The sequence below is a fragment of the Novosphingobium soli genome, assembly GCF_042432915.1.
GTDB classification, from domain to species: Bacteria; Pseudomonadota; Alphaproteobacteria; order Sphingomonadales; family Sphingomonadaceae; genus Novosphingobium; species Novosphingobium soli.
This window is the reverse complement of sequence record NZ_JBHLWK010000006.1, coordinates 220,895-241,919: the sequence shown is the minus strand read 5'-3', so window position 1 is coordinate 241,919 and position 21,025 is coordinate 220,895. Positions and strand designations below refer to the sequence as shown.

Annotated in this window: 21 protein-coding genes; 16 read left to right on the top strand and 5 right to left on the bottom strand. The window is 64.8% G+C overall.

The genetic code is table 11. From position 1 onward, the window contains the following. Window positions 1-78 precede the first annotated feature (78 nt). From ACFFJC_RS03060 to ACFFJC_RS03045, 4 genes are all read left to right on the top strand, one after another. Complete coding sequence (locus tag ACFFJC_RS03060; protein WP_379486041.1) at window positions 79-441, top strand: response regulator; 363 nt, start codon at window positions 79-81, stop codon at window positions 439-441. 109 nt (window positions 442-550) lie between these two features. Then, a complete protein-coding gene (locus ACFFJC_RS03055) occupies window positions 551-970 on the top strand; it encodes a DNA-binding transcriptional response regulator (RefSeq protein ID WP_140159564.1) in 420 nt (139 codons plus the stop codon). Further along, complete coding sequence (locus ACFFJC_RS03050; RefSeq protein WP_217884240.1) at window positions 954-1,100, top strand: hypothetical protein; 147 nt, start codon at window positions 954-956, stop codon at window positions 1,098-1,100. Before ACFFJC_RS03055 ends, ACFFJC_RS03050 begins: the two co-directional genes overlap by 17 nt. Window positions 1,101-1,180: 80 nt before the next feature. Next, window positions 1,181-1,561 (top strand): c-type cytochrome, encoded by a 381-nt coding sequence (locus ACFFJC_RS03045; RefSeq protein WP_140159565.1) that lies wholly within the window; start codon window positions 1,181-1,183, stop codon window positions 1,559-1,561. Window positions 1,562-1,641: 80 nt separating this feature from the next. Here ACFFJC_RS03045 and ACFFJC_RS03040 read toward each other — a convergent pair whose 3' ends face one another. The 4 genes from ACFFJC_RS03040 to ACFFJC_RS03025 all read right to left on the bottom strand — a co-directional run bounded on the left by ACFFJC_RS03040 (window position 1,642) and on the right by ACFFJC_RS03025 (window position 6,517). Next, window positions 1,642-1,917, bottom strand: a complete 276-nt coding sequence (locus ACFFJC_RS03040; protein ID WP_441347663.1) for a TehB family protein — start codon at window positions 1,915-1,917, stop codon at window positions 1,642-1,644. A 242-nt stretch (window positions 1,918-2,159) separates the two neighbouring features. Then, window positions 2,160-3,347, bottom strand: a complete 1,188-nt coding sequence (locus ACFFJC_RS03035; RefSeq protein ID WP_086485583.1) for an acetate/propionate family kinase — start codon at window positions 3,345-3,347, stop codon at window positions 2,160-2,162. Then, the gene (locus ACFFJC_RS03030; RefSeq protein ID WP_086485584.1) at window positions 3,344-4,756 is read right to left on the bottom strand and encodes a bifunctional enoyl-CoA hydratase/phosphate acetyltransferase; all 1,413 of its coding nucleotides are present in this window, start codon (window positions 4,754-4,756) and stop codon (window positions 3,344-3,346) included. Before ACFFJC_RS03030 ends, ACFFJC_RS03035 begins: the two co-directional genes overlap by 4 nt. A gap of 3 nt (window positions 4,757-4,759) precedes the next feature. Next, complete coding sequence (locus tag ACFFJC_RS03025) at window positions 4,760-6,517, bottom strand: PHA/PHB synthase family protein (protein WP_286866126.1); 1,758 nt, start codon at window positions 6,515-6,517, stop codon at window positions 4,760-4,762. 239 nt (window positions 6,518-6,756) lie between these two features. Here ACFFJC_RS03025 and ACFFJC_RS03020 point away from each other — a divergent pair, with 239 nt between their 5' ends. The 12 genes from ACFFJC_RS03020 (at window position 6,757) to ACFFJC_RS02965 (ending at window position 20,613) form a co-directional block, all read left to right on the top strand. Then, window positions 6,757-7,107 carry a hypothetical protein gene (locus tag ACFFJC_RS03020; RefSeq protein WP_379486040.1) on the top strand — a complete coding sequence of 117 codons (351 nt, stop codon included), beginning with the start codon at window positions 6,757-6,759 and terminating at the stop codon, window positions 7,105-7,107. Window positions 7,108-7,172: 65 nt separating this feature from the next. Further along, the gene (locus ACFFJC_RS03015; RefSeq protein ID WP_379486039.1) at window positions 7,173-8,639 is read left to right on the top strand and encodes an efflux transporter outer membrane subunit; all 1,467 of its coding nucleotides are present in this window, start codon (window positions 7,173-7,175) and stop codon (window positions 8,637-8,639) included. Next, the gene (locus ACFFJC_RS03010; RefSeq protein ID WP_286866130.1) at window positions 8,636-9,712 is read left to right on the top strand and encodes an HlyD family secretion protein; all 1,077 of its coding nucleotides are present in this window, start codon (window positions 8,636-8,638) and stop codon (window positions 9,710-9,712) included. Before ACFFJC_RS03015 ends, ACFFJC_RS03010 begins: the two co-directional genes overlap by 4 nt. A 6-nt stretch (window positions 9,713-9,718) precedes the next feature. Then, complete coding sequence (gene rbbA, locus ACFFJC_RS03005) at window positions 9,719-12,490, top strand: ribosome-associated ATPase/putative transporter RbbA (RefSeq protein ID WP_286866131.1); 2,772 nt, start codon at window positions 9,719-9,721, stop codon at window positions 12,488-12,490. A 1-nt stretch (window position 12,491) separates the two neighbouring features. After that, entirely contained in the window at window positions 12,492-13,619 is a 1,128-nt protein-coding gene (locus ACFFJC_RS03000) for an ABC transporter permease (RefSeq protein ID WP_086485589.1), read from the top strand. Between the two features lie 105 nt (window positions 13,620-13,724). After that, the gene (locus tag ACFFJC_RS02995) at window positions 13,725-14,240 is read left to right on the top strand and encodes a GNAT family N-acetyltransferase (RefSeq protein ID WP_086485590.1); all 516 of its coding nucleotides are present in this window, start codon (window positions 13,725-13,727) and stop codon (window positions 14,238-14,240) included. A 14-nt stretch (window positions 14,241-14,254) separates the two neighbouring features. Then, entirely contained in the window at window positions 14,255-15,250 is a 996-nt protein-coding gene (locus tag ACFFJC_RS02990) for a zinc-dependent alcohol dehydrogenase family protein (RefSeq protein WP_379486038.1), read from the top strand. Window positions 15,251-15,348: 98 nt separating this feature from the next. Beyond that, window positions 15,349-16,185 carry a universal stress protein gene (locus ACFFJC_RS02985; protein WP_086485592.1) on the top strand — a complete coding sequence of 279 codons (837 nt, stop codon included), beginning with the start codon at window positions 15,349-15,351 and terminating at the stop codon, window positions 16,183-16,185. A gap of 35 nt (window positions 16,186-16,220) precedes the next feature. Next, window positions 16,221-17,258, top strand: coding sequence for a zinc-dependent alcohol dehydrogenase family protein (locus ACFFJC_RS02980; protein ID WP_086485593.1), 1,038 nt, complete (start codon window positions 16,221-16,223; stop codon window positions 17,256-17,258). 80 nt (window positions 17,259-17,338) lie between these two features. Then, window positions 17,339-18,826 carry a thymidine phosphorylase family protein gene (locus ACFFJC_RS02975; RefSeq protein ID WP_286866240.1) on the top strand — a complete coding sequence of 496 codons (1,488 nt, stop codon included), beginning with the start codon at window positions 17,339-17,341 and terminating at the stop codon, window positions 18,824-18,826. After that, window positions 18,823-19,743, top strand: coding sequence for a ribose-phosphate pyrophosphokinase (locus ACFFJC_RS02970; RefSeq protein WP_286866136.1), 921 nt, complete (start codon window positions 18,823-18,825; stop codon window positions 19,741-19,743). Before ACFFJC_RS02975 ends, ACFFJC_RS02970 begins: the two co-directional genes overlap by 4 nt. A gap of 48 nt (window positions 19,744-19,791) precedes the next feature. Then, window positions 19,792-20,613 carry a putative universal stress family protein gene (locus tag ACFFJC_RS02965; RefSeq protein ID WP_286866138.1) on the top strand — a complete coding sequence of 274 codons (822 nt, stop codon included), beginning with the start codon at window positions 19,792-19,794 and terminating at the stop codon, window positions 20,611-20,613. A gap of 8 nt (window positions 20,614-20,621) precedes the next feature. On the opposite strand, the gene ACFFJC_RS02960 is transcribed toward ACFFJC_RS02965, so the two are convergent. Beyond that, window positions 20,622-21,020: a MerR family DNA-binding protein gene (locus ACFFJC_RS02960; protein ID WP_086485596.1), complete on the bottom strand. Its 399-nt coding sequence runs from the start codon at window positions 21,018-21,020 to the stop codon at window positions 20,622-20,624. Between the last annotated feature and the right edge of the window lie 5 nt (window positions 21,021-21,025).

The following is a 21,025-nucleotide window of genomic DNA, read 5'->3' as shown; positions in this document are numbered from 1 at the left end:
TGTCGCCGGAATCGATGGTGCGTGATGGCAGCCGAGAGAATTGCATCCCCGGTGCGGGACCGTCCGCGGCTACTCCTGGTGGAGGATGATGCCGGGGTTCGCCGATCGTTGCAGCTTCTGTTTCGGGCCCGAGGCTTCGAAGTCCGCGCCTATGCAGCCGGGGCTGCGCTCATTGCCGATCCGACCACTCGCAATGCCTGCTGCCTGGTCGCGGACTACAGATTGGAAGAGACCGACGGGATTGAGGTGCTCTCCCGATTAAGGGAGGACGGCTGGTCGGGACCGGCGGTTCTCATCACCGCATTCCCATCGGCTGATCTCACTGAACGTGCCCTGGCGCATGGTTTCAGTCAGGTGCTCGAGAAGCCCTTTCGCGAACATGCGCTTGGCGATGTCGTTGCTCGATTGACGGGTGCGGGTGAACCATCCGCACTTTCCTGATCGCGCTTATTTGAGCGTCAATAGATGGTTGGAGATGATGGTCTGATGCTGCGAAATCCCTCTTATTTGGTGCGCTTTATTCCTCACCTGCCTGTACGCAAGGCACTCGATGAATGACGGCTGCGCCCGCGCCGAAGACGCCGGGTCTAAAGCGTTTCCGACGCATCTTGTAGGAGTTGGTCCGGATGAGGAATTTGCCACCGCCAAACAGCTCACCAGCGGTCCGGTCACCTGGCTCGGCAATGTAGAAAATCTTGAAGCATTTCTGGACCGCCCCCCACTTGCCCACCCCTGCGTTATCCTTCTTGATGGTGATCTTCCCTCGGAGCGGTTAATCGCCTCACTCGATCAGAATGCAGCTTTGCTTAAGGCTACTCCGATGCTTCTGCAGATCACCAAGCCTCCGGTCCGGCTGGCTGTAGTGATCATGCAGCGCGGTGTCCGCGACGTACTTCAAAAGCCTTATACACTTGCTCGATTGAGGGCCGCCCTGGAGGAACTCCGCAGTTTGTATGGTCGGCATCCGTGATCCAGCGGCTGCTGACCAGTGCAGTAATGCCATGTGCTGCGCGATCATGGGATCGCTGGTTGCTTCCGTGATTGGCGGCAAATTGGTCGATGCGCTTGGTGTAACAGCTCAGGTTGTTCCAAAACCCTGAGCGAGTAACGTGAGCGCCTGCATCCCCCTTGAAAGGGCGGCGGTTGACGTTTCCCGAGGCAGCCTAGATGGGACTTTGCCGTGCGACTGAAAGTGTTCCCGATAGCTCTCATCGCCATTGCAGCCGCCAGCGGGGCAATTGCCACGGGGCACGTCGAGCCTGCAAGGGGAACCAGCCGGGCCGAAGTGACGGCCCAGCGGCGCGGGTTGGCATTTGCCCAGAAGCATTGCTCTGCCTGCCATGCCGTCGATCAGGGAATCTCACCCAAGCCGGAGGCGCCATCCTTCGAAACGATCATCAATACGCCCGGACTGACTACCCATACATTGAACCCATGGCTTCGCGAGTCGCACAATTTCCCCGAGATCATGAATTTCGAGATCGAGCCTGGGCAAATCGATGCGCTTGCAGCTTACATGTTGACTCTCAAGAACCACGATTATCGGCCCCCTATTCAATAGCCGCTGCGGTCAGGGCACCCGACCGGCCCGACCGCGGGCACAACGGTTCTGGGCGAGTTGGAAGGTGCCGAAACCTGGCTTCAGAGCGCGGGTGGATCGTGGTAGAAATCGACCTGCATGCGCATGGGGCCCATTGCCGTGACGAAGTGCGTTTGCTGCGGCGCGACCAGACCCGGATTGCCGGGCGTCAGCAGTTTTTCGGAGTGCGGTTGCACATAGGTCAGCTTCAGTTCGCCTTCCAGTATCCTGATTAAACCCCAGACCCCTTCCTTCGTCTGGTGGCTGCTTCGCAGGGCATCCGGCAATGTGTTCTCGTCGAAAACCGGCGTCGAGCGATAGGGTTCGGTCATGTCCATGCCTCGCTTCCGTGATCCTTTGCGGCTTCCGCCTGAATTTGTCATGCAGCAGCCGGTGCGGTTCGTCGGCCGGGCTCAGGACCACGGTACGGGCTTCGTTCTCTCCGTTCAGCAGCCGCAGGTCGACCAGCACGTCTCCATCCTGGCATCGCCGATGAGAATCTCAATGCCAGGGGCGGCGGATGCCGGCGTTGCGATGCTGAGGAGCGCGCCGGCGCACGGCCATGCGAGGTTTGCCTTGCTCATCGCTCCGACCGCAGCACTGCAAGGGTGTGACCGGCGATCATCCGCTCTTCGTCGGTCGGAATGATGAGGACCTTGACACGGCTGTCCCTGGCCGAGATGGTCAGGGCGTGTCCGGCATTGGCGCACACGTCGATGGACAGACCCAGCCAGGCGAGCCGCTGGCATATCCGTTCGCGAACTTCGGCGTGGTTCTCGCCGATCCCGGCCGTGAAGACGATACCATCGACGCCGCCGAGCGAGGCGGCAAGCGCCCCGAATTCGCGCGCGGCGCGCCAGACGAAAAGCTCCACCGCCTCACGGGCTTCCGCGCGCGGGTCGGCCGTCAGGGTCCGCATGTCGCTTGAAATCCCGGAAACCCCCAGCAGGCCGGATTTGCGGTATAGCATGTCGTCGACGTCGGCGGCGCTCATGCCGAGCTGGGTCTGGAGGTGGAGGACGACGCCGGGATCGAGCGTGCCGCAGCGCGTCCCCATCATCAGGCCGTCCAGGGCTGTGAATCCCATGGTGGTGTCGATACTCTTGCCGGCCCGCATGGCGCACAGGCTTGCGCCGTTGCCCAGATGCGCCGCGATCACCCGCCCGGCTGCAAGTTCCCCGTCGACGGTTTGCATCTGTCCGGCGATATACTCGTAGGACAGCCCATGAAATCCATAGCGGCGAATCCCCTGTTCATGCAGCGCGCGGGGGAGTGGAAGCCGCGCGGCGACCTCGGGCTTGTCGTGGTGAAAGGCGGTATCGAAACAAGCGACCTGGGGAAGGCTCGGTGCCAAGGCTGCGATCGCGCGGATCGCTGCCAGATTGTGCGGCTGATGCAGCGGTGCGAGGGGGCAGAGCGCGTCGAGCTCGGCGAGAAGACCCGCGTCGACGCGTTGCGGTGCAGCGAAGCGCATCCCGCCGTGCACGACGCGGTGCCCGATCGCCACGACTTCCCGGCCTTCAAGGTGATCGATGGCCCAGTCGAACAGATCCTTGAGCAGTTCCGCATGTGTGAGGCCAGCGCCGCCCGCCCAGGTTCGCTCGACAAGGACGGTCCCGTCCGCCCGCCGCGCGACCAGCGAGGGGGCGATCCCGATCTTCTCGATCTTGCCGCCTGCCGAATGTTCCGGATTGCCCGCATCATCGAGGGTAAAGAGCGCGAACTTGATGCTCGAGGAGCCGGAATTGAGGCTGACGACGGCTTTCATGCGGGAAGCCCGGGCGCTGCCTTCGGGGCAGCGCGTGCGAGCAATGCCGCGATCGCGCAGGACGCAAGACGCGTCCGCTCGCTGTCCGCGCGGCTGGTGAGGATGATGGGCACCCGCGCGCCGAGGACGACGCCCGCAGCATCCGCGCCGCCGAGGAAGGTCAGCTGCTTGGCGAGCATGTTGCCGGCCTCGATATTGGGGACGACTAGGATTTCCGCCTTGCCCGCCACCGGCGAGACTATCCCCTTCTCGCGGGCGGCGGCTTCGCTGATCGCGTTGTCGAAGGCGAGCGGGCCGTCGAGGACGCCTCCGTCGATCTGGCCCCGGTCGGCCATCTTGCACAATGCAGCCGCATCGAGCGTCGAGGGCAGGTCGGGATTGACCGTCTCGACGGCAGAGAGGATGGCGACCTTGGGCACGGCGATGCCGATGACATGGGCCAGATCGATCGCGTTGCGAATGATGTCGGCCTTGTCCTTCAGGGTCGGCGCGATGTTGATCGCGGCATCGGTGATGATGAGGGGCGTCGGATGCCCCGGCACGTCCATCACATAGGCATGGCTGATCCGCCGCTCCGTCCTGAGGCCGGTAGCGGCCGGCACGACCGCCGCCATGAGCTCGTCGGTATGCAGCGAGCCCTTCATCAGCAGTTTCGCATCGCCGCTCCGCACGAGCGCCACGGCCTTCGCGGCCGCGTCGTGGCTGTGATCGGCAGGTACGAGCCGGAAGGCGGAAATATCCTTCGCCGCTTCCTCGGCCGCGGCCCGGATCCGCTTTTCCGGACCGACGAGTATCGGGGTGATCAGCCGCGCTTCCGCTGCATCCACCGCCGCCGCGAGCGCCGCCGCGCTGCAGGGGTGGGCGACCGCGGTGGCGATGGGTTCTCCGCCTTGCGTCTGCTCGATCAATCGCCTGTATTCGCCATGCGTCGCCACCCGCACGTCGGGGAGCGCCATGCGCGGGCGACGGACCTTCTCGGAAGGCGCGCGAACCTCGGCCTGGCCTGTGATGACGGTCTCGCCGTTCTGATTCACGCAGCGGCAGTCGAGAACGAGGATGCAGCCCTCGGGCTTCTTTTCCGTCACCGTGACGGATGCGGTGATGACGTCGCCGATGCCGACGGGAAGGGTGAAGCGCAGCGACTGGCCGAGATAGATCGTGCCGGGCCCGGGCAGCTCTGTTCCGAGCACAGCCGAGATGAGGCCGCCGCCCCACATGCCATGGGCGATGATCCGCTGGAAGAAGTCCGTTTGCGCAAAGTCGGCATCGAGATGCGCCGGGTTCACGTCGCCCGAGACGAGTGCGAACAGCTGGATGTCCTTCTCCGAAAGCGTGCGGGAGACACTCGCCGTCTCCCCCACCTGAATCTCGTCGAAGGTCCGGTTCTCGATGAATGCGCTGTCGGTCACCGCTCATTTCTCCAGGACATATGTGCCGGGCGCGTCGGTGACGGGCGCATAGCGCTTGTCGGGCGCGCCCATGGACGGCGGCGGCTCCGGCGCTCCCGAGTGACGATCGAGCCATACGCCCCATTCGATCCACCATGACCCCGACTTGCGCTCGGCCCGTTCCAGCCATTCTTCGGGATCATAGGAGGGGCCGCCCGCCTCGCGGGTCAGCAGACGATAGGAACGTCCCGCATGACCCGGCTCGGAAACGATCCCGGCATTGTGTCCGCCGCTGGTGAGCGCGAAGGTGATCTCCGCCCCGGTGAGCAGGTGGATCTTGTGCACCGAGCGCCATGGGGCGACGTGGTCGCGCTCGGTGCCGACCGCGAACATCGGCGCCCGGATCGCGGACAGCGTGATCGTGCGGCCATCGACCTTGTATTTCCCTTCGGCCAGCTCGTCGTTCAGGAACAGACGGGCCAGGTATTCGCTGTGCATGCGATAGGGCATGCGCGTTCCGTCGGCATTCCAGGCCATGAGGTCGCTAATCGGCTCGCGCTCACCCATGAGGTAGATGCCGAGCACGCGCGACCAGATGAGATCGTTGGATCGCAGGATCTGAAACGCGCCTCCCATCTGGGCGCTGTCGAGATAGCCGCGGCTCCACATCATGTTGTCGAGCACGTTGAGTTGGGCTTCGTCGATGAACAGGCCAAGCTCGCCCGGCTCGCTGAATTCGGTCTGGGCCGCCAGCAGGGTGACGCTGGCGAGCCGTTCGTCACCGTCCCGGGCCATCGCCGCCGCTGCGATCGCCAGCAGCGTGCCGCCAAGGCAGTAGCCGGCGGCGTGCACCTTCCGTCCGCCCGTGATCGCTTCGATCGCGTCCAGCGCGGCCATCGGCCCAAGCCGGCGGTATGCTTCGAGATCGAGGTTGCGATCCTCCTTTCCGGGATTGTGCCACGAGATCATGAAGACGGTGAAGCCCTGGCCTGTCAGCCAGCGTACAAGCGAGTTCCCGGGCGAGAGGTCGAGGATGTAGTATTTCATGATCCAGGCCGGCACGATCAGGATCGGTTCGGGCCGCACCTGCTCCGTCGCGGGCTCATACTGGATGAGTTCGACGAGCTCGTTGCGATAGACGACCTTCCCCCTGGCGGTCGCCACCTTCTCGCCCACGGGGAAGCTCTCCGCGCCTACGGGCGGCTCGCCGCGCACCAGGCGCTGCATGTCCTCCATGAGATTGCGGAAGCCGTCCACGATGCACCGCCCGCCGGTTTCGACGATCTTGCGCTGCAGGAGCGGATTGGTGGCAAGGAAGTTGGTTGGCGCGAAGACATCGAGGATTTGCCGAGCCGTGAACTCGACGATGTCTTCATGGTGTCTGCTCACCCCGCCGATCCCGGTGGTGGCGGCGTGCCACCACTGCTGGTTCAGCAAGAAAGCCTGAACGATCAGATTGAAAGGCGGCTCCTTCCATGCCGGATCGGTGAACCGACGGTCCTGGGGCAAAGGTTCGATCGCGGGGGCTGCAGCAGGATCGCTGAGGCTTCGTCCGATATAATCGGACAAGCGCCAATATTTTCTCGCGGCCTTGGCGCCCAGTTGCAATTGCTTGCCGGGGGCGCTGGCGAGGTGCAACATCCAGTCGGTTGCCGCGAGGATCATCGTCACCGGCGATAGCCCGTGCGTCAGGTGCGCGATGCCAACCGCAGCCGCGCGATCGAGGGTCTGGCTGATGCCGTCGAGCGGGTCGGCGGCAACATGCTGTATGTCATTCATCATCAACCTGCCGCGCGTGGATCATACTCTAGCGTGTTGTGCACCTATCCGATCGGCAGCGGCCGACCGATACGTATACATCCCAATTCTTCGCATGGAACCAATCAGGGTAAAGAGACTGCGTTTCCGTGGGAGAGGGCCTGCATTTGATCGCAACCGATGGTTGCGGCCCGGTGACAGGCGCGTCTCGCGGATATCATGATGAGGAGGATCCAACGATGACATTTCCACTCGATCAGGTCGTGGCCATCGCCGGCGCCAACCGCCAACTCGCGCTGAAGTTTTTCGACATCGCACGCACGACCGGCGCGCGGCAGGCCGCAATCGGGGCCCATGCGCTGGGCGCGTTCTTCGAGCCCGGCAAATTCTCCGAAGTGGCCCAGGAGGCGGAGCAGAACCGCCTGGTCCTGATCGCCGACACGAAAGCGGCACTCGAAGAATGGCAGGAAAGCGCTGGAGATTTGTTCTCGCCGGAAAGCGAGACGACGCAGTTGGCCGTCGCCCTCGAGCCGCTGCGCGCCTTTTTCCTGTCGCCGCTGCAGGCCTTCGCTGCTGCTGCGCCGGCGGCAAGCGATGCCGGGGCCAGCACCTGAGCCGCAAGCCGTCGTTGCGGCCGCGCCATGCAAGCCCTGCAAATCGCTTTGTTGAGAGACGCGCCTTGTCGCCACTGAGACTTGCTGACCGCAAACGGGATAAGCGCCCGCTGCTTCGGCGCTCCGCTATCGCGCTTATCCCGTTTGCCGCGGCGGCCTGCTCGTTTGCGCCGGACCATGTCAGGCCCGCGCAACCCGTACCGGCGCGATATTCCGACCGGTTGCCCGATGGACCGAGCATTGCGCGAATCGGCTGGCGCGATTTCTTCCGCGCGCCTGAACTCCAGCGGCTGATCGATGCCGCAATGGCGAACAACCGGGACATCCGTATCGCGACGGCTCGTGTTGATCAGGCTCGGGGCGCTTGGCGCATCGAAGGCGCCCCGCTTTATCCGCAACTCGATGCAGTGGGCACAGGGAGCAGGGGGCGCACTCTCTATACGCTGCCGGGGATGGGCGCGACAGCGGTCGACCTTCGTCAGGTCAGCGCTCAGCTCAGCGCGAGCTGGGAAATCGACTTCTGGGGGCGGCTGCGTAATCTCAGGGATGCGGCGCGTTGGGAGTATCTTGCCACGGAAGAAGCACGCCGCGCAGTTGCTACCGATCTGGTGGCCCAGGTCGCGAACGGCTATCTCCTCGAACGTGAATATGGGGAGCGCGTCGCGCTCGCCCAATCGTCGATCGCCACGCGAGAGGACTCACTGCGGATTATCCGCCGACGTTATGAGGTCGGTTCCGGCTCCAAGCTCGACATGACCCAGGCCCAAACGCTGCTTGCCCAGGCGCAGATTACGTTGCAGGTGCTTGAGCAGGATCGCGCCGTCAATCGTAATGCGCTCGCTCTGCTGGTTGGCGAACCCGTTGAAATCGCACCGGGACCGCTTGGTTTGACAGCGGTCCAGGATCATCTGGCGCTCCCAGCCGGCCTCCCATCCGACCTGTTGACCAATCGCCCGGATGTTGTCGCAGCCGAACATCGGTTGCGCGCTGCGAACGCCAACATCGGCGCGGCCCGAGCCGCCTTCTTCCCGAATATCAGCCTGACCGGCGGCTTTGGGACGATGAGCACTGCGCTCGACGGGCTATTCAAGGACGGCACGGAAGCTTGGAGCTTTACACCAACGATTGTGCAGCCGCTCTTCAACGCGGGCCGACTCAAGGGCAATCTCGACGTCGCCAAAGCGCAGCGCGATGAAGCGGTCGCGAGCTATGAGCGCACGGTCCAAGCGGCGTTCCGCGACGTGTCCGACGCTCTCGTGCGCAAGCAGCAGCTTGGCCTCCAGATTGCGACGACGCGCGAGATGGTCGGCGCGCAGCGTGAACGGGCCCGGCTCGCCCAGCTTCGCTTCGACAACGGGCGCTCGGCCTATCTCGAGGTCCTCGACGCGCAGCGCGATCTCTTCGACGCGGAGCAAGCTCTCGTCCGGCTACACCGGGCCGAGATCGCCAGTGTGGTGGCGCTCTATGCTGCGCTCGGCGGGGGCTTCGTTGGCCAACCTACACCACCGAACAGCGGGGAACGGACACCATGACGCAAGCGACCGGCAAGACCTGGCTCGTCAGGGGCGGGATCGCGGCGGCCGTGATCGCCGTCGTCCTGATCGTCTGGTCGTTCGTCAAGCCCTCGGGCCTTCCCGAGGGGATCGCGAGCGGCAATGGCCGTCTCGAGGCCGTGGAGATCGACATCGCCGCGAAGTCGCCGGGGCGCATTCGCGATATCGTCGCGGACGAGGGCCAGTTCGTCAAGGCGGGCGCGGTAGTGGCGCATATGGACACCGACGTCTTGCGCGCCCAGCTCTCAGAAGCCGAGGCGATGCTGGCGCAGGCGCTGAACGCGGTCGAGATCGCCGCGTCGCAGGTCGTGCAACGCCAGAGCGAGCGCGCCTCCGCACAGGCCACCGTGCGCCAGCGCGAGGCGGAGCTGAATGCTGCCCGCAAGCGCTTCGCGCGTTCCGAAACGCTGGCGCGCGAAGGCGCTACCCCCGTGCAGGAACGCGACGACAATCAGGCGTCGGTCGAGGGCGCGGACGCCACCCTCGAAGCGGCGCGGGCGCAGCTCGCCGCGGTCGATGCGGCGATCGCCGCCGCCCGCAGCCAGGTCATTGGCGCCCGCTCGAACGTCGATGCCGCGCGGGCGACGATCGAGCGCATCAAGGCGGACATCAGGGACAGCGATCTGCGCGCGCCGCGCGACGGGCGCATCCAGTATCGCGTCGCCCAGCCCGGTGAAGTCGTCGCCGGGGGCGGGCGGGTGCTCAACCTTGTCGACCTGTCCGACGTGAGCATGACCTTCTTCCTGCCCGAGACCGTCGCCGGACGGGTCCGGCTCGGTAGCGAGGTCCGCGTCGTTCTCGACGCCTTGCCGGACTACGCGATCCCGGCGAAGGTCAGCTTCGTCGCCGATGTAGCCCAGTTCACGCCCAAGACGGTGGAGACGGCCAGCGAGCGGCAGAAGCTGATGTTCCGCGTCAAGGCCCGCATCGCTCCGGCGCTGCTGCGGCGCCACATGACGCTGGTGAAGACGGGCCTTCCGGGCATGGCCTACCTGCGGGTGGACCCCAAGGCGGAATGGCCCGAGGCGCTTTCGCGGGTCGTGAAAGAATAAGCGGCCATGTCGTCCGCGCCTCGCCCCGACGCCGCCGACGCCGCGCCGGTCGTCCGGCTAGCCGGCGTAAGGCTCCGCTACGGGAAGACGCTGGCGCTGCGGGGGATCGACCTGGCGATTCCCGCGGGCAGGATGGTCGGCCTCATCGGCCCGGACGGCATGGGGAAATCGAGCCTGCTGTCGCTGATCGCCGGCGCGCGGGCGATCCAGGAAGGAGAGGTCGAGGTGCTGGGCGGCTCCATGGCGGACCGGCGTCACCGCGGCGCCGTGTGCCCGCGCATCGCCTATATGCCCCAAGGCCTCGGCAAGAACCTCTATCCCACGCTGTCGGTCGAGGAGAACCTCCAGTTCTTCGCGCGGCTGTTCGGCCACGGCGAGGCCGAGCGCCGCCGCCGCATCGACGACCTCACCCGCAGCACCGGGCTTTACTCTTTCCTGTCGCGCCCGGCGGGCAAGCTGTCGGGCGGCATGAAGCAGAAGCTCGGCCTGTGCTGTGCGCTGATCCACGATCCGGACCTGCTCGTCCTCGACGAGCCGACTACCGGCGTCGATCCGCTCGCCCGCGCGCAGTTCTGGGATCTGATCGCGCGCATCCGCCGCCAGCACCCCGCCATGAGCGTCATCGTCGCGACGGCCTATATGGACGAAGCCCAGCGTTTCGACTGGCTCGTCGCCATGGACGACGGCGGCTTGCTCGCGACCGGGACCCCGGCGGAACTGCTGGAGCGGACGAAGAGCGCCTCGCTGGAGGATGCCTTTATCGCCTTGCTGCCCGCGGAGAAGAAGCGGGGCCACGCGCCGGTGGTCATCCCGCCGCTGGCCGCGGACGATACGGATATCGCGATCGAGGCGCGCGATCTCACCATGCGCTTCGGCGCCTTCGTCGCGGTCGATCACGTCAGCTTCCGTATCCGCCGCGGAGAGATCTTCGGTTTCCTCGGCTCCAACGGTTGCGGCAAGACCACGACGATGAAGATGCTCACCGGCCTCCTCCCGGCGAGCGATGGCCAAGCCTGGTTGTTCGGTCGGGAGATCGATTCCCGCGACATCGCTGTCCGCCGCCGGGTCGGCTACATGAGTCAGGGCTTCTCGCTCTACAGCGAGCTGACGATCCGCCAGAACCTCGAACTCCATGCGCGCCTGTTCGATGTGCCGGCGCAGGAGATCCCCGACCGCGTCGCCGAAATGATCGATCGCTTCGGCCTCGGGGCGGTCCTCGACGACCTCCCGCCCAAGCTCCCTCTCGGTATCCGCCAGCGTCTTTCGCTGGCGGTCGCGATGGTTCACAAGCCGGAGCTTCTGATCCTCGACGAGCCCACTTCGGGCGTCGATCCCGTGGCGCGCGACGCCTTCTGGCGGCTCTTGATCGAGCTTTCCCGGCGAGACCGTGTCACGATCTTCATCTCCACGCATTTCATGAACGAGGCGGAGCGGTGCGATCGCATGTCGATGATGCACGCCGGCCGCGTGCTGGACAGCGACACGCCCGCCCGCCTGGTCGAGAGACGCGGCGCCGCCACACTCGAGGAAGCCTTCATCGACTATCTGGTCGAGGCCGGAGGGGAGAGTCCCGCGGACGACCGGCTCGCCATTGAGGAAAGCGCCACTCCGGCCCGGCCGCAGGCGGCCAGACGACGTACTTTCAGCCCGCAGCGCATGCTGAGTTACATGTGGCGCGAAACTCTCGAGCTGCGGCGCGATCCCGTGCGTAGCACGCTAGCCCTGGCGGGTTCGGTGATCCTGCTGCTGGTCATGGGCTTCGGCATCAGCCTCGACGTCAACGATATCCGCTACGCGGTCCTGGATCGGGACCAGAGCAGCATCAGCGAACGCTACCAGCTCGATATCGCCGGATCGCGCTATTTCATCGAGCAGCCGCCGCTCACCGGCTATGACGATCTCGACCGGCGCATGCGCGCGGGCGACATCAGTCTCGCCATCGAAATCCCGCCCGGCTTCGGCCGCGACCTGCTGCGTGGTCACCCCAAGCCGATCGCGGCATGGTTCGATGGCGCGATGCCGATGCGTGCCGAAACCGTCCAGGGCTATATCCAGGGCCTGCACCAGAGCTGGCTCACCGATCAGATGCGCGCCGCCGGTGTCACTGGCGCGGCCCGTGCCGGCGCAGGATCCACCGTCTCCATCGAGAACCGGTATCGCTACAATCCCGATGTCCGAAGCCTTCCGGCGATGGTGCCCAGCATCATTCCGCTGCTGCTGCTCATGCTGCCGGCGATGCTCGCCGCGCTGGCGGTGGTCCGCGAGAAGGAGGTCGGCTCGATCATCAACCTGTATGTGACTCCCGTCACCCGCACCGAATTTCTGCTCGGCAAGCAGATCCCCTATGTCGGGCTCGCCATGATCAACTTCGCCATCATGGTGATGATGGCCGTCACGCTGTTCGGCGTGCCCGTCAAGGGCAACTTCCTTGCGCTGGCGTTCGCGGCGCTCCTCTTCTGCATCATCGCGACGGGCATGGGCCTGCTCGCCTCGGCCGTCACGCGCAGTCAGATCGCCGTCCTGCTGCTCGCCTTGATCGGCACGCTGATACCGGCCGTCACCTATGGCGGCATGATCGACCCGGTCTCTTCGCTCGAGGGCTCGGCCCGCCTTTTCGGCGAAGTCTATCCGGCGTCCCACATGTTCACGATCAGTCGCGGCGTCTTCAACAAGGCTCTCGGATTTCGTGATCTCGCCGGATCGTTCTGGCCGCTGCTGATCGCGGTTCCCGTCATCACCGGCGCCTCCATCCTGCTGCTCAGGAAGCAGGAGCGCTGACATGCGGCGGACGCTCGCGAACATCTACCGCCTCGGTGTGAAGGAGCTCTGGAGCCTTTGGCGCGACCCGATGATGCTCGTGCTGATCCTGTTCACTTTCACGATCGCCATCTACAGTGCGGCGACGGCGATGCCCGAAACGCTGCACAATGCCTCAATGGCGATCGTGGACGAGGACAATTCACCGCTTTCACAGCGGATCGTTGCGGCCTTCTACCCCCCGCAGTTCAAGCGTCCGGCGATGATCACCACGCGCGCCATCGATCCCGGAATGGATGCGGGCGACTATACCTTCGTCATGCACATTCCCACCGGCTTCCAGCGTGACGTCCTGGCTGGCCGGCCAGCCGAGATCCAGCTCAATACCGATGCCACCCGGATGACCCAAGCCTTCACCGGTAGCTCCTACATCCAGCAGATCGCGCTGGGTGAAGTGACCGCCTTCGTGCAGGGCTATCGCGGGCAGGCGGCCATGCCCGTCGATCTCGAGCTGCGCGCGCGGTTCAATCCGACTCTCGACAAGTCCTGGTTCGGCGCGCTCGCGGAGATCATCAATCAGATCACCATGCTGTCGATCATCCTGACCGGCGCGGCGCTGATCCGGGAACGCGAGCACGGCACTGTCGAGCACCTGCTCGTGATGCCGGTGACGCCTTTCGAGATCATGTCGAGCAAGGTCTGGTCCATGGGGCTGGTCGTGCTGCTGGCGTCGTTTCTCTCCATTAACCTCGTGGTTCGGGCCTTGCTCGACATTCCCGTCGCGGGATCGCTGTCGCTGTTCTTCGCCGGGGCCGCTCTCTCCATGTTCGCGACCACGTCCATCGGCATCTTCATGGCCACCATCGCGCGTAACATGCCTCAGTTCGGGATGCTCACGGTCCTCGTCCTGCTGCCGCTCGAGATGCTTTCCGGTAGCACGACGCCGCGCGAAAGCATGCCGGAAGTCGTCCAGAACGTCATGCTGGCCGCGCCGACCACCCATTTCGTGGAGTTGGGCCAGGCTATCCTGTTTCGCGGCGCGGGTATCGATGTCGTGTGGCCTCAGCTCCTCGCCATAGTTGCGATCGGGGGCGTTTTCTTCACCATTGCGCTCGCGCAGTTCCGGAGGGCCATCTCGGAGATGGCCTGATGAGGGCGGCTTCGGTTACGTAGACTTCCCAAGCCCATCGAGCCCGTCGGTCGGTTATCCTGATGATCCTTTCTGCATGGGCCGAGATCGAAGAAAGGTGATCGCATGTCCGGTATTGCTTCCTCCACCGAGGTGGTGACCCGATCGGGGCTCAGGCTGTCCGTGAGGCCGGTCGCGCGCGACGATGGCCCTGTGCTGAAGGACTTTTTCGGCAGGGTCACTCCCGAGGATCTCCGCTTCCGTTTCCTCACGGCGATGCTCGAGGTGTCCGACGACCGGATCGCGGCCATGGTCGATGTCGACCACAAGCAGACCGAGGATCTCCTGGCCTTCGTCGATGACGGAACGCTGGTCGGATCGGCGATGATCGCGATCGACCCGTCGGGCGATCGCGCCGAAGTGGCGATCGCCGTCCGGGCGGACTACAAGCACCGGGGCGTGGGCTGGACGCTTCTCAACCGCGCCGCGGACTATGCGAAGGCGCGGGGCAGCCGCACGCTGGAAGCGGTCGAGAGCCGGCTCAACCAGAAGGCCATCGAAGTGGAGCGGGACTCGGGCTTCACGGTGAAGGCTTATCCGGGCGACGCGACGCTGGTCATCGTGTCGAAGCAGCTTCAATGACGGGCATGTGGGCGATGGAACTCGGCGCGGTGGGCGGCCCGCTCCGACTCGTCGCCCGCGCCGTTCCGGACCCGGGGCAGGGGGAACTGCTGATCGAAGTAACCGCCTGTGGTGTCTGCCGGACAGACCTCCACATCATCGACGGTGAAGTGGCGGCCCGGCTTCCGATCATTCCGGGCCATGAGATCGTAGGGATCGTAGCCGCGCTCGGGGAGGGTGTGACCGGGTTCCGGCCAGGCGACCGGGTCGGCGTTCCGTGGCTCGGCCATAGCTGCGGCTACTGCTACTATTGCCGTTCCGGGCAGGAAAATCTGTGCGACACGCCGGGCTTTACCGGATGCACGCGGGACGGGGGTTATGCGACCCACGTCGTCGCCGACGCTCATTTCTGCTTCCAGATTCCCGATCTCTATTCGGACGAAGAGGCGGCGCCGCTGCTTTGCGCGGGGCTCATCGGCTGGCGATCACTGCGGGCCGCCGGCGATGGGCGACGCATCGGGCTCTACGGCTTCGGCGCCGCGGCGCATATCATCGCGCAGATCGCCGTCTGGCAGGGCAGGGAAGTCTTCGCTTTCACGAAGGCGGGCGATCGCGAGGGCCAGGACTTCGCCCGGTCGCTCGGCTGCGCCTGGGCCGGATCGTCGGACGAGCGGCCTCCGGTGGAACTCGATGCCGCGATCCTCTTCGCATCCGTGGGCGCGCTGGTTCCTCTCGCGCTCCGCGTGGTTCACAAAGGCGGGCGCGTCATCTGCGCCGGTATTCATATGAGCGACATCCCTGCGTTCCCTTATGCCGATCTCTGGGGCGAACGCGTGATCGCCTCGGTCGCGAACCTCACCCGGGACGATGGGACGAGTTTTTTCAGGATCGTGCAGAAGGCTCGCGTCAAGACGGTCGCGACCGCGTTCTCCCTTGCCAATGCCAACATCGCCCTGGAACGGGTGCGCGCAGGCGCTCTGGTTGGCGCGGCCGTTCTCCTTCCGGGAGAACCGGGAGACTATCGACGCTAGAAGCGATTTCAGCCTGTTATCCGGCGCGCGCTCAACGCAAGTCGCCCTTGGTAAAGTTACGGAGTGCCACGCCGGTCGTTCGGAACCATGGTGCGACCATGAACAAGAACACATCCATTAAGGACGTCCTCGCCGTTGTCGACGGCACGCCCTCTTCGCTGGCCGCGGTTGATCAAGCGCTAGCCTATGCAGACATCCATGAGGCGACGCTCACGATCGTCGTCGTAACCGAGAACCTTGCTCTGGCGGCAGCGATCGATCCGATGGCCTACGCCGAAGCCATAGCGGCGTCGGACACCCTGCGCAAAGAGCATGTCGCGGCGGTTCGCGAGCGCGCCAGAGGTGCTTCGGTTCAGGTCGAGGTCCATGCGCTGTTCGAAGCGCCCGGCCTTCTCCCCGGCCTCGCCAAGGCTGAGGGACAGTACGCGGATATCGCCCTCATCCCCGGAGCCGGTAGCTGGCAGAGCGACGGCTTGCGCCGCCATGTCATCGAAGTGCTCATGTTCGCGGGCGTACCTACAATGGTTGTGCCGGCGACCTGGCGGCCGGCGCGCATCACGCATGCCGCGCTTGGGTGGAACGCTTCGCTTGAAGCTTTCCGCGCGGCCCGGACGGTCCTTGATCTGGTCGAGTCTGGCGCGGCGATCGATGTCATCGTCGTGGACTCGCTCGACGGCCATCGATCCGACCGGCCCGTGCCGGGGGCTCAGGTCGCTCGCCATCTCGCCCGTCATGGTCACAATGCCGTCGTTCACGCCATCGGTTCGGCGGAACACGGGACGTCGGGCGCGCTGCAGATCTTCGCGTCCGAGCAGCATGCCGATGTGCTCGTCATCGGGGGCTACGGACGCTCGCGAGCCCTGGAATTTGTCCTGGGCGGCGTGACGCGCGAACTCATCGCGCACCAGCGATTGCCAATCGTCTTCGTGCACTGACGATTGCTCAAAAATGACTGCAAACGGAGCGTGCCATGAAAGCCCTAGTATATCACGGCCCTGGTCAGAAAAGCCTGGACGAGCGCCCCAGGCCGGTTCTTCAGGCCCCCACCGACGCGATTGTCCGCATCACCAAGACGACGATCTGCGGCACCGACCTGCACATTCTCAAGGGTGATGTCCCTACCTGCGAACCGGGCCGGGTGCTCGGCCATGAAGGTGTCGGGATTGTCGATGAAGTCGGCTCCGCGGTAGGCAGCTTTAAGGCCGGCGATCACGTGTTGATCTCCTGCATCACGTCCTGCGCGCGCTGCGAATATTGCCGCCGGGGAATGTATTCGCACTGCGCCGACGGCGGGTGGATATTGGGCAACAGGATCGACGGAACGCAGGCGGAATTCGTCCGCATCCCCCATGCCGACAACAGCCTCCATCCGATTCCGGCTGGAGCGGACGAGGAAGCGCTCGTCATGCTCAGCGACATCCTTCCCACCGGCTATGAATGCGGTGTCCTCAATGGCAAGGTTGCGCCGGGGAGCAGCGTGGCGATCGTGGGTGCGGGTCCGATCGGACTTGCCACCCTGCTCACCGCGCAGTTCTACGCGCCGGCACTCATTGTCATGATCGATCTTGACGACAACCGCCTGGCCGTCGCGCGCAGGTTCGGCGCCACGCACACGTTCAACAGCGGGCGCGATGCGGTCGTTCGCATGGTTCGCGATCTCACGGGAGGGAAGGGCGCCGACGCGGCGATCGAGGCGGTCGGCGTGCCCGCCACGTTCGAGCTGTGCGAGGAACTGGTGGCGCCGGGCGGCGTGATCGCCAATGTCGGGGTGCATGGCGCGAAAGTCGACCTCCATCTGGAAGAACTCTGGTCGCGCAACATCACGATCACGACCCGCCTCGTCGATACCGTCAGCACGCCGATGCTGCTCAAGACGGTCGAATCCAAGCGGCTCCGGCCGGAGCAACTGGTTACCCATCGCTTCGCGCTCGATGACATCCTCGGCGCATATGAGACCTTCTCGAATGCGGCCGATACCCAGGCTCTGAAGGTGGTTATCGCCGCGTGATCCAGAATCCTGCCGGCGGTCTCGCCGATCCGTTGCAAGGGCAATACGATCTCGGTGTTTCGGGCCGGGTCGAACCGTCTATCGCGCGCGCGCGCCGATTGCGGCTTCATACCCATGACGAACTGGTCGCCGTCATGCGGACCGACAGTCCGGTGTGCCATGCCGAAGGTCTCGCCCCGCACACCCAGATCTTTGTCCGCAACGGCGGCCGGCCGATCGTCGCGACGCTCTTCCAGGTCGATGACGCGTTCCTCGCGGAGGATGAGATTGGTCTCTCCGAAGCTGCCTGGGAAGCACTTGGAGTAGACGAAGGGACCACTGTGGACGTCGGCCACGCGCCGCCGCTTGAATCGATCGCCTGCGTCCGCCAACGCATCTATGGGCACAGGCTGAATGCCGCCGCATTGAGCAGCATCGTCGAGGACGTTGTCGCCGGCCGCTATGCGGACGTGCATCTTGCCGCTTTCCTCACCGCCACGGCGGCGCTGCCGTTCGACGAGGACGAGACCTACCATCTCACCAAGGCAATGGTCGATGCCGGCGACCGCCTGAGCTGGCCCGGTGGAATCATAGTCGACAAGCATTGCGTGGGCGGCTTGCCTGGCAATCGCACGACTCCGATCATCGTCGCCATAGCAACCGCCTGCGGCCTCACCATGCCAAAGACGTCCTCACGGGCGATTACCTCGCCAGCCGGCACGGCCGATACCATGGCGACGCTGACCAGCATCGATCTCGATCTTGACGCCATGCAACGGGTGGTCACGGCCGAAGGCGGATGCCTCGCCTGGGGCGGAGCGGTCTGCCTGAGTCCTGCCGACGATATCTTCATCGGCGTCGAGCGCGCGCTCGACATCGACACCGAAGGACAACTCATCGCTTCGGTCCTGTCGAAAAAGATCGCCGCCGGCGCCACCCACGTCGTGCTCGACATCCCCGTGGGGCCGACCGCCAAGGTCCGCAGCGCGGAAGCCGCCGACCGTCTTGCCGCGACGAGGACATCCGTGGCCGGCCGGTTCGGCCTTGTTACCCGCTGCATCCAGACCGATGGAGCGCAGCCGGTCGGCAGGGCGATCGGCCCCGCGCTCGAGGCCCGTGACGTGATCGCCGTTCTCAAGGGTGACCCCGACGCACCTCCGGATCTTCGCGATCGCGCCTGCGTCCTTGCGGGCGTCATCCTCGAAATCGGCGAGGCGGCCGCGGCGGGGGCGGGGCGGGCACTTGCCGAACGCACGCTGACCGATGGCTACGCGTGGAAGAAATTCCAGCGAATATGCGACGCCCAAGGCGGAATGCGCACGCCGCCCACGGCAAGGCTCACGCACCCGATCGTTGCGACCCACAGCGGCCGTGTCACGCACATCGACAATCGCCGGATCGCCCGTCTGGCAAAACTTGCCGGTGCGCCGGATACACCGGCGGCAGGAATGCGCCTGCATGTGCGCCTCGGCGATGACATAATCGCCGGTCAGCCCCTGCTGACCCTTCATGCGGAATCCCAGGGTGAAATGGCCTACGGCCTAGCCTACGCCGCCTCTAATCCAGACATGCTCATGATCGCTCCATGACGATGACGCTGTTCCCGATGCCCAGAAATGAGCGGCTTGCCGGCACCATCGCCGACCGGGCCGGGTTCTCGGTCGGCAAGCTCGAATTGCGCCGTTTCCCGGACGGCGAAAGCTATGTTCGGCTCCACTCACTGGTGGCGGGGTGCGCCGTCGCGGTGGTGTGCACGCTCGCGCGCGCCGATGAGCAGTTCCTGCAGTTGCTTTTCACGGCGCGGCTGTTGCGCGAAAACGGAGCGCGCTCGATCCAACTTGTCGCCCCGTATCTCGCCTATATGCGGCAGGATCGCCGCTTTCAGGATGGCGAGGCCCTGACCTCCCGCCAGTTCGCGCAGCTCATCTCATGTGAATTCGACGGGCTCATCACGGTCGATCCCCATCTGCACCGTTACCGCGCTCTGCAGGAGATCTATTCGATCGAGACCGAGTCGCTGGCAGCCTCGCCACTTCTTGCCGAGTGGGTTCGCGACAACGTCGAAAGGCCGCTCATCATCGGTCCCGACAGCGAAAGCGAGCAATGGGCCGGAGCTATCGCCACACATATCGGCGCGCCGCACGCCGTATTCACCAAGTTGCGCCGGGGCGACCGGGATGTCCTTATCGCAGCCTCGGATCTGACGGTGTGGAGGGAGCGTACTCCGATATTGGTCGATGACGTGATCTCTTCGGGACAGACGCTCGCCCACGCCGCGCGCGAGATCACCGCTCAGGGGTTTCCAGCCCCGATCTGTCTTGCAGTCCATGGCCTTTTCGCTCCGGGAGCGGAGGAACTCCTCAAGGCGATCGGGTGCCGCATAGTTACCACTGACAGCATAGCTCATCCGAGTAATGCTGTCGCCCTTGGGCCGCTGCTCGGCCAGGCACTGGTCAGACAGCTCACGGTGGTCGACGCGAAACGACTACGTAGAACACCCAAATGAATCCCTCTCCGGCACGCGGTAGCAAAATGCCGACAAGCGGAGGTAAGAATGGCTATCAAGGATATTCTCGCCGTGGTCGATACCGGCGACACGGACGAGCAGTTCCTGCATGACGCGCTCGCCTTTGCCGAATTCCATGATGCCCATCTATCCATCGTCATCCTCTCGGCGCTTCCGTCGGCGGACTATGCGCTGACGATCGTACCACCCTATTCCTTTCTTCAGGACTATACGGAGGCGGTCGAAGCCAAGCAGCAGCGCATTGCCAAGCTTGCCGGCGCCTCCAATGTCGAGGTCCGCACGATTTCCGACCAGCCGGCGATCATTTACGGGAAGGCTGCAGTCTACGCGCGTTACGCCGATATCGTCCTGTTCGGCCCGGCCGACAACTACGACTATCCGCCAATCCGGCGCGAAACGATCGAACGCATATTGTTCGCGTCGGGCCGGCCGGTTCTCGTCGCTCCGAACGGACACAAACCGCGTGCGATCGAGCATCTCGCGATCGGCTGGAATGCGACGCGCGAGGCGACACATGCCCTGCGTAATGCAACGACCTTCGCCGCGCCGGGGGCCAAGGTCGACGTGCTGGTTCTCGACGCGCAGCCCTCGGCAAAGGGCCACGGTTCCGAGCCGGGTGCGGACATTGCTCACCACTTGGCCCGGCACGGGTTCATGTCGTCGGTGGTCCCTATCCACGCGACCGCGCTGTCTGACGCTGAGGCGCTGGTCAAAGCTGCTTGTGAGCGCGGTGTCGCAGTGCTGTCGCTCGGAGCCTACGGACATTCCCGCCTCCGCGAGATGGTCCTCGGTGGCGTTACCCGAGACCTGCTTGGCGGGGCATCGATTCCGCTGCTGTTTTCCCACTGACGCCTGCGCTATTCGATACATCGATCATTGTCAGCAAGGCTGGCGATGATCGGACAATCGGGCCGGTCGTCGCCATCGCAGCGCTCGGCGAGCTCCACCAGTGTGCGGCGCATAGCCTCGAGCGCGGCCGCCTTGCGCTGAAGCTCGTCGGCTCTTGCCATCGCGAGGGCCTTCACTTCGGCGCTCGAACGCTCTCCATCGTTCCACAGGTCAAGCAGCTGGCGGATATCCTCGATCGGGAAACCAAGGTCACGCGCATTGGCGATGAACCCGAGACGATGAAGGTCGGTTGCCGAGTAGTCGCGATAGCCGCTGCCGCGGCGCGGCGCGGCGGCGCCGGGATTCTCATAGTGGCGGATCATCCGCTGCGAGACGCCGCTCGCTTCCGAAGCCTGGCCGATGTTCATATGCC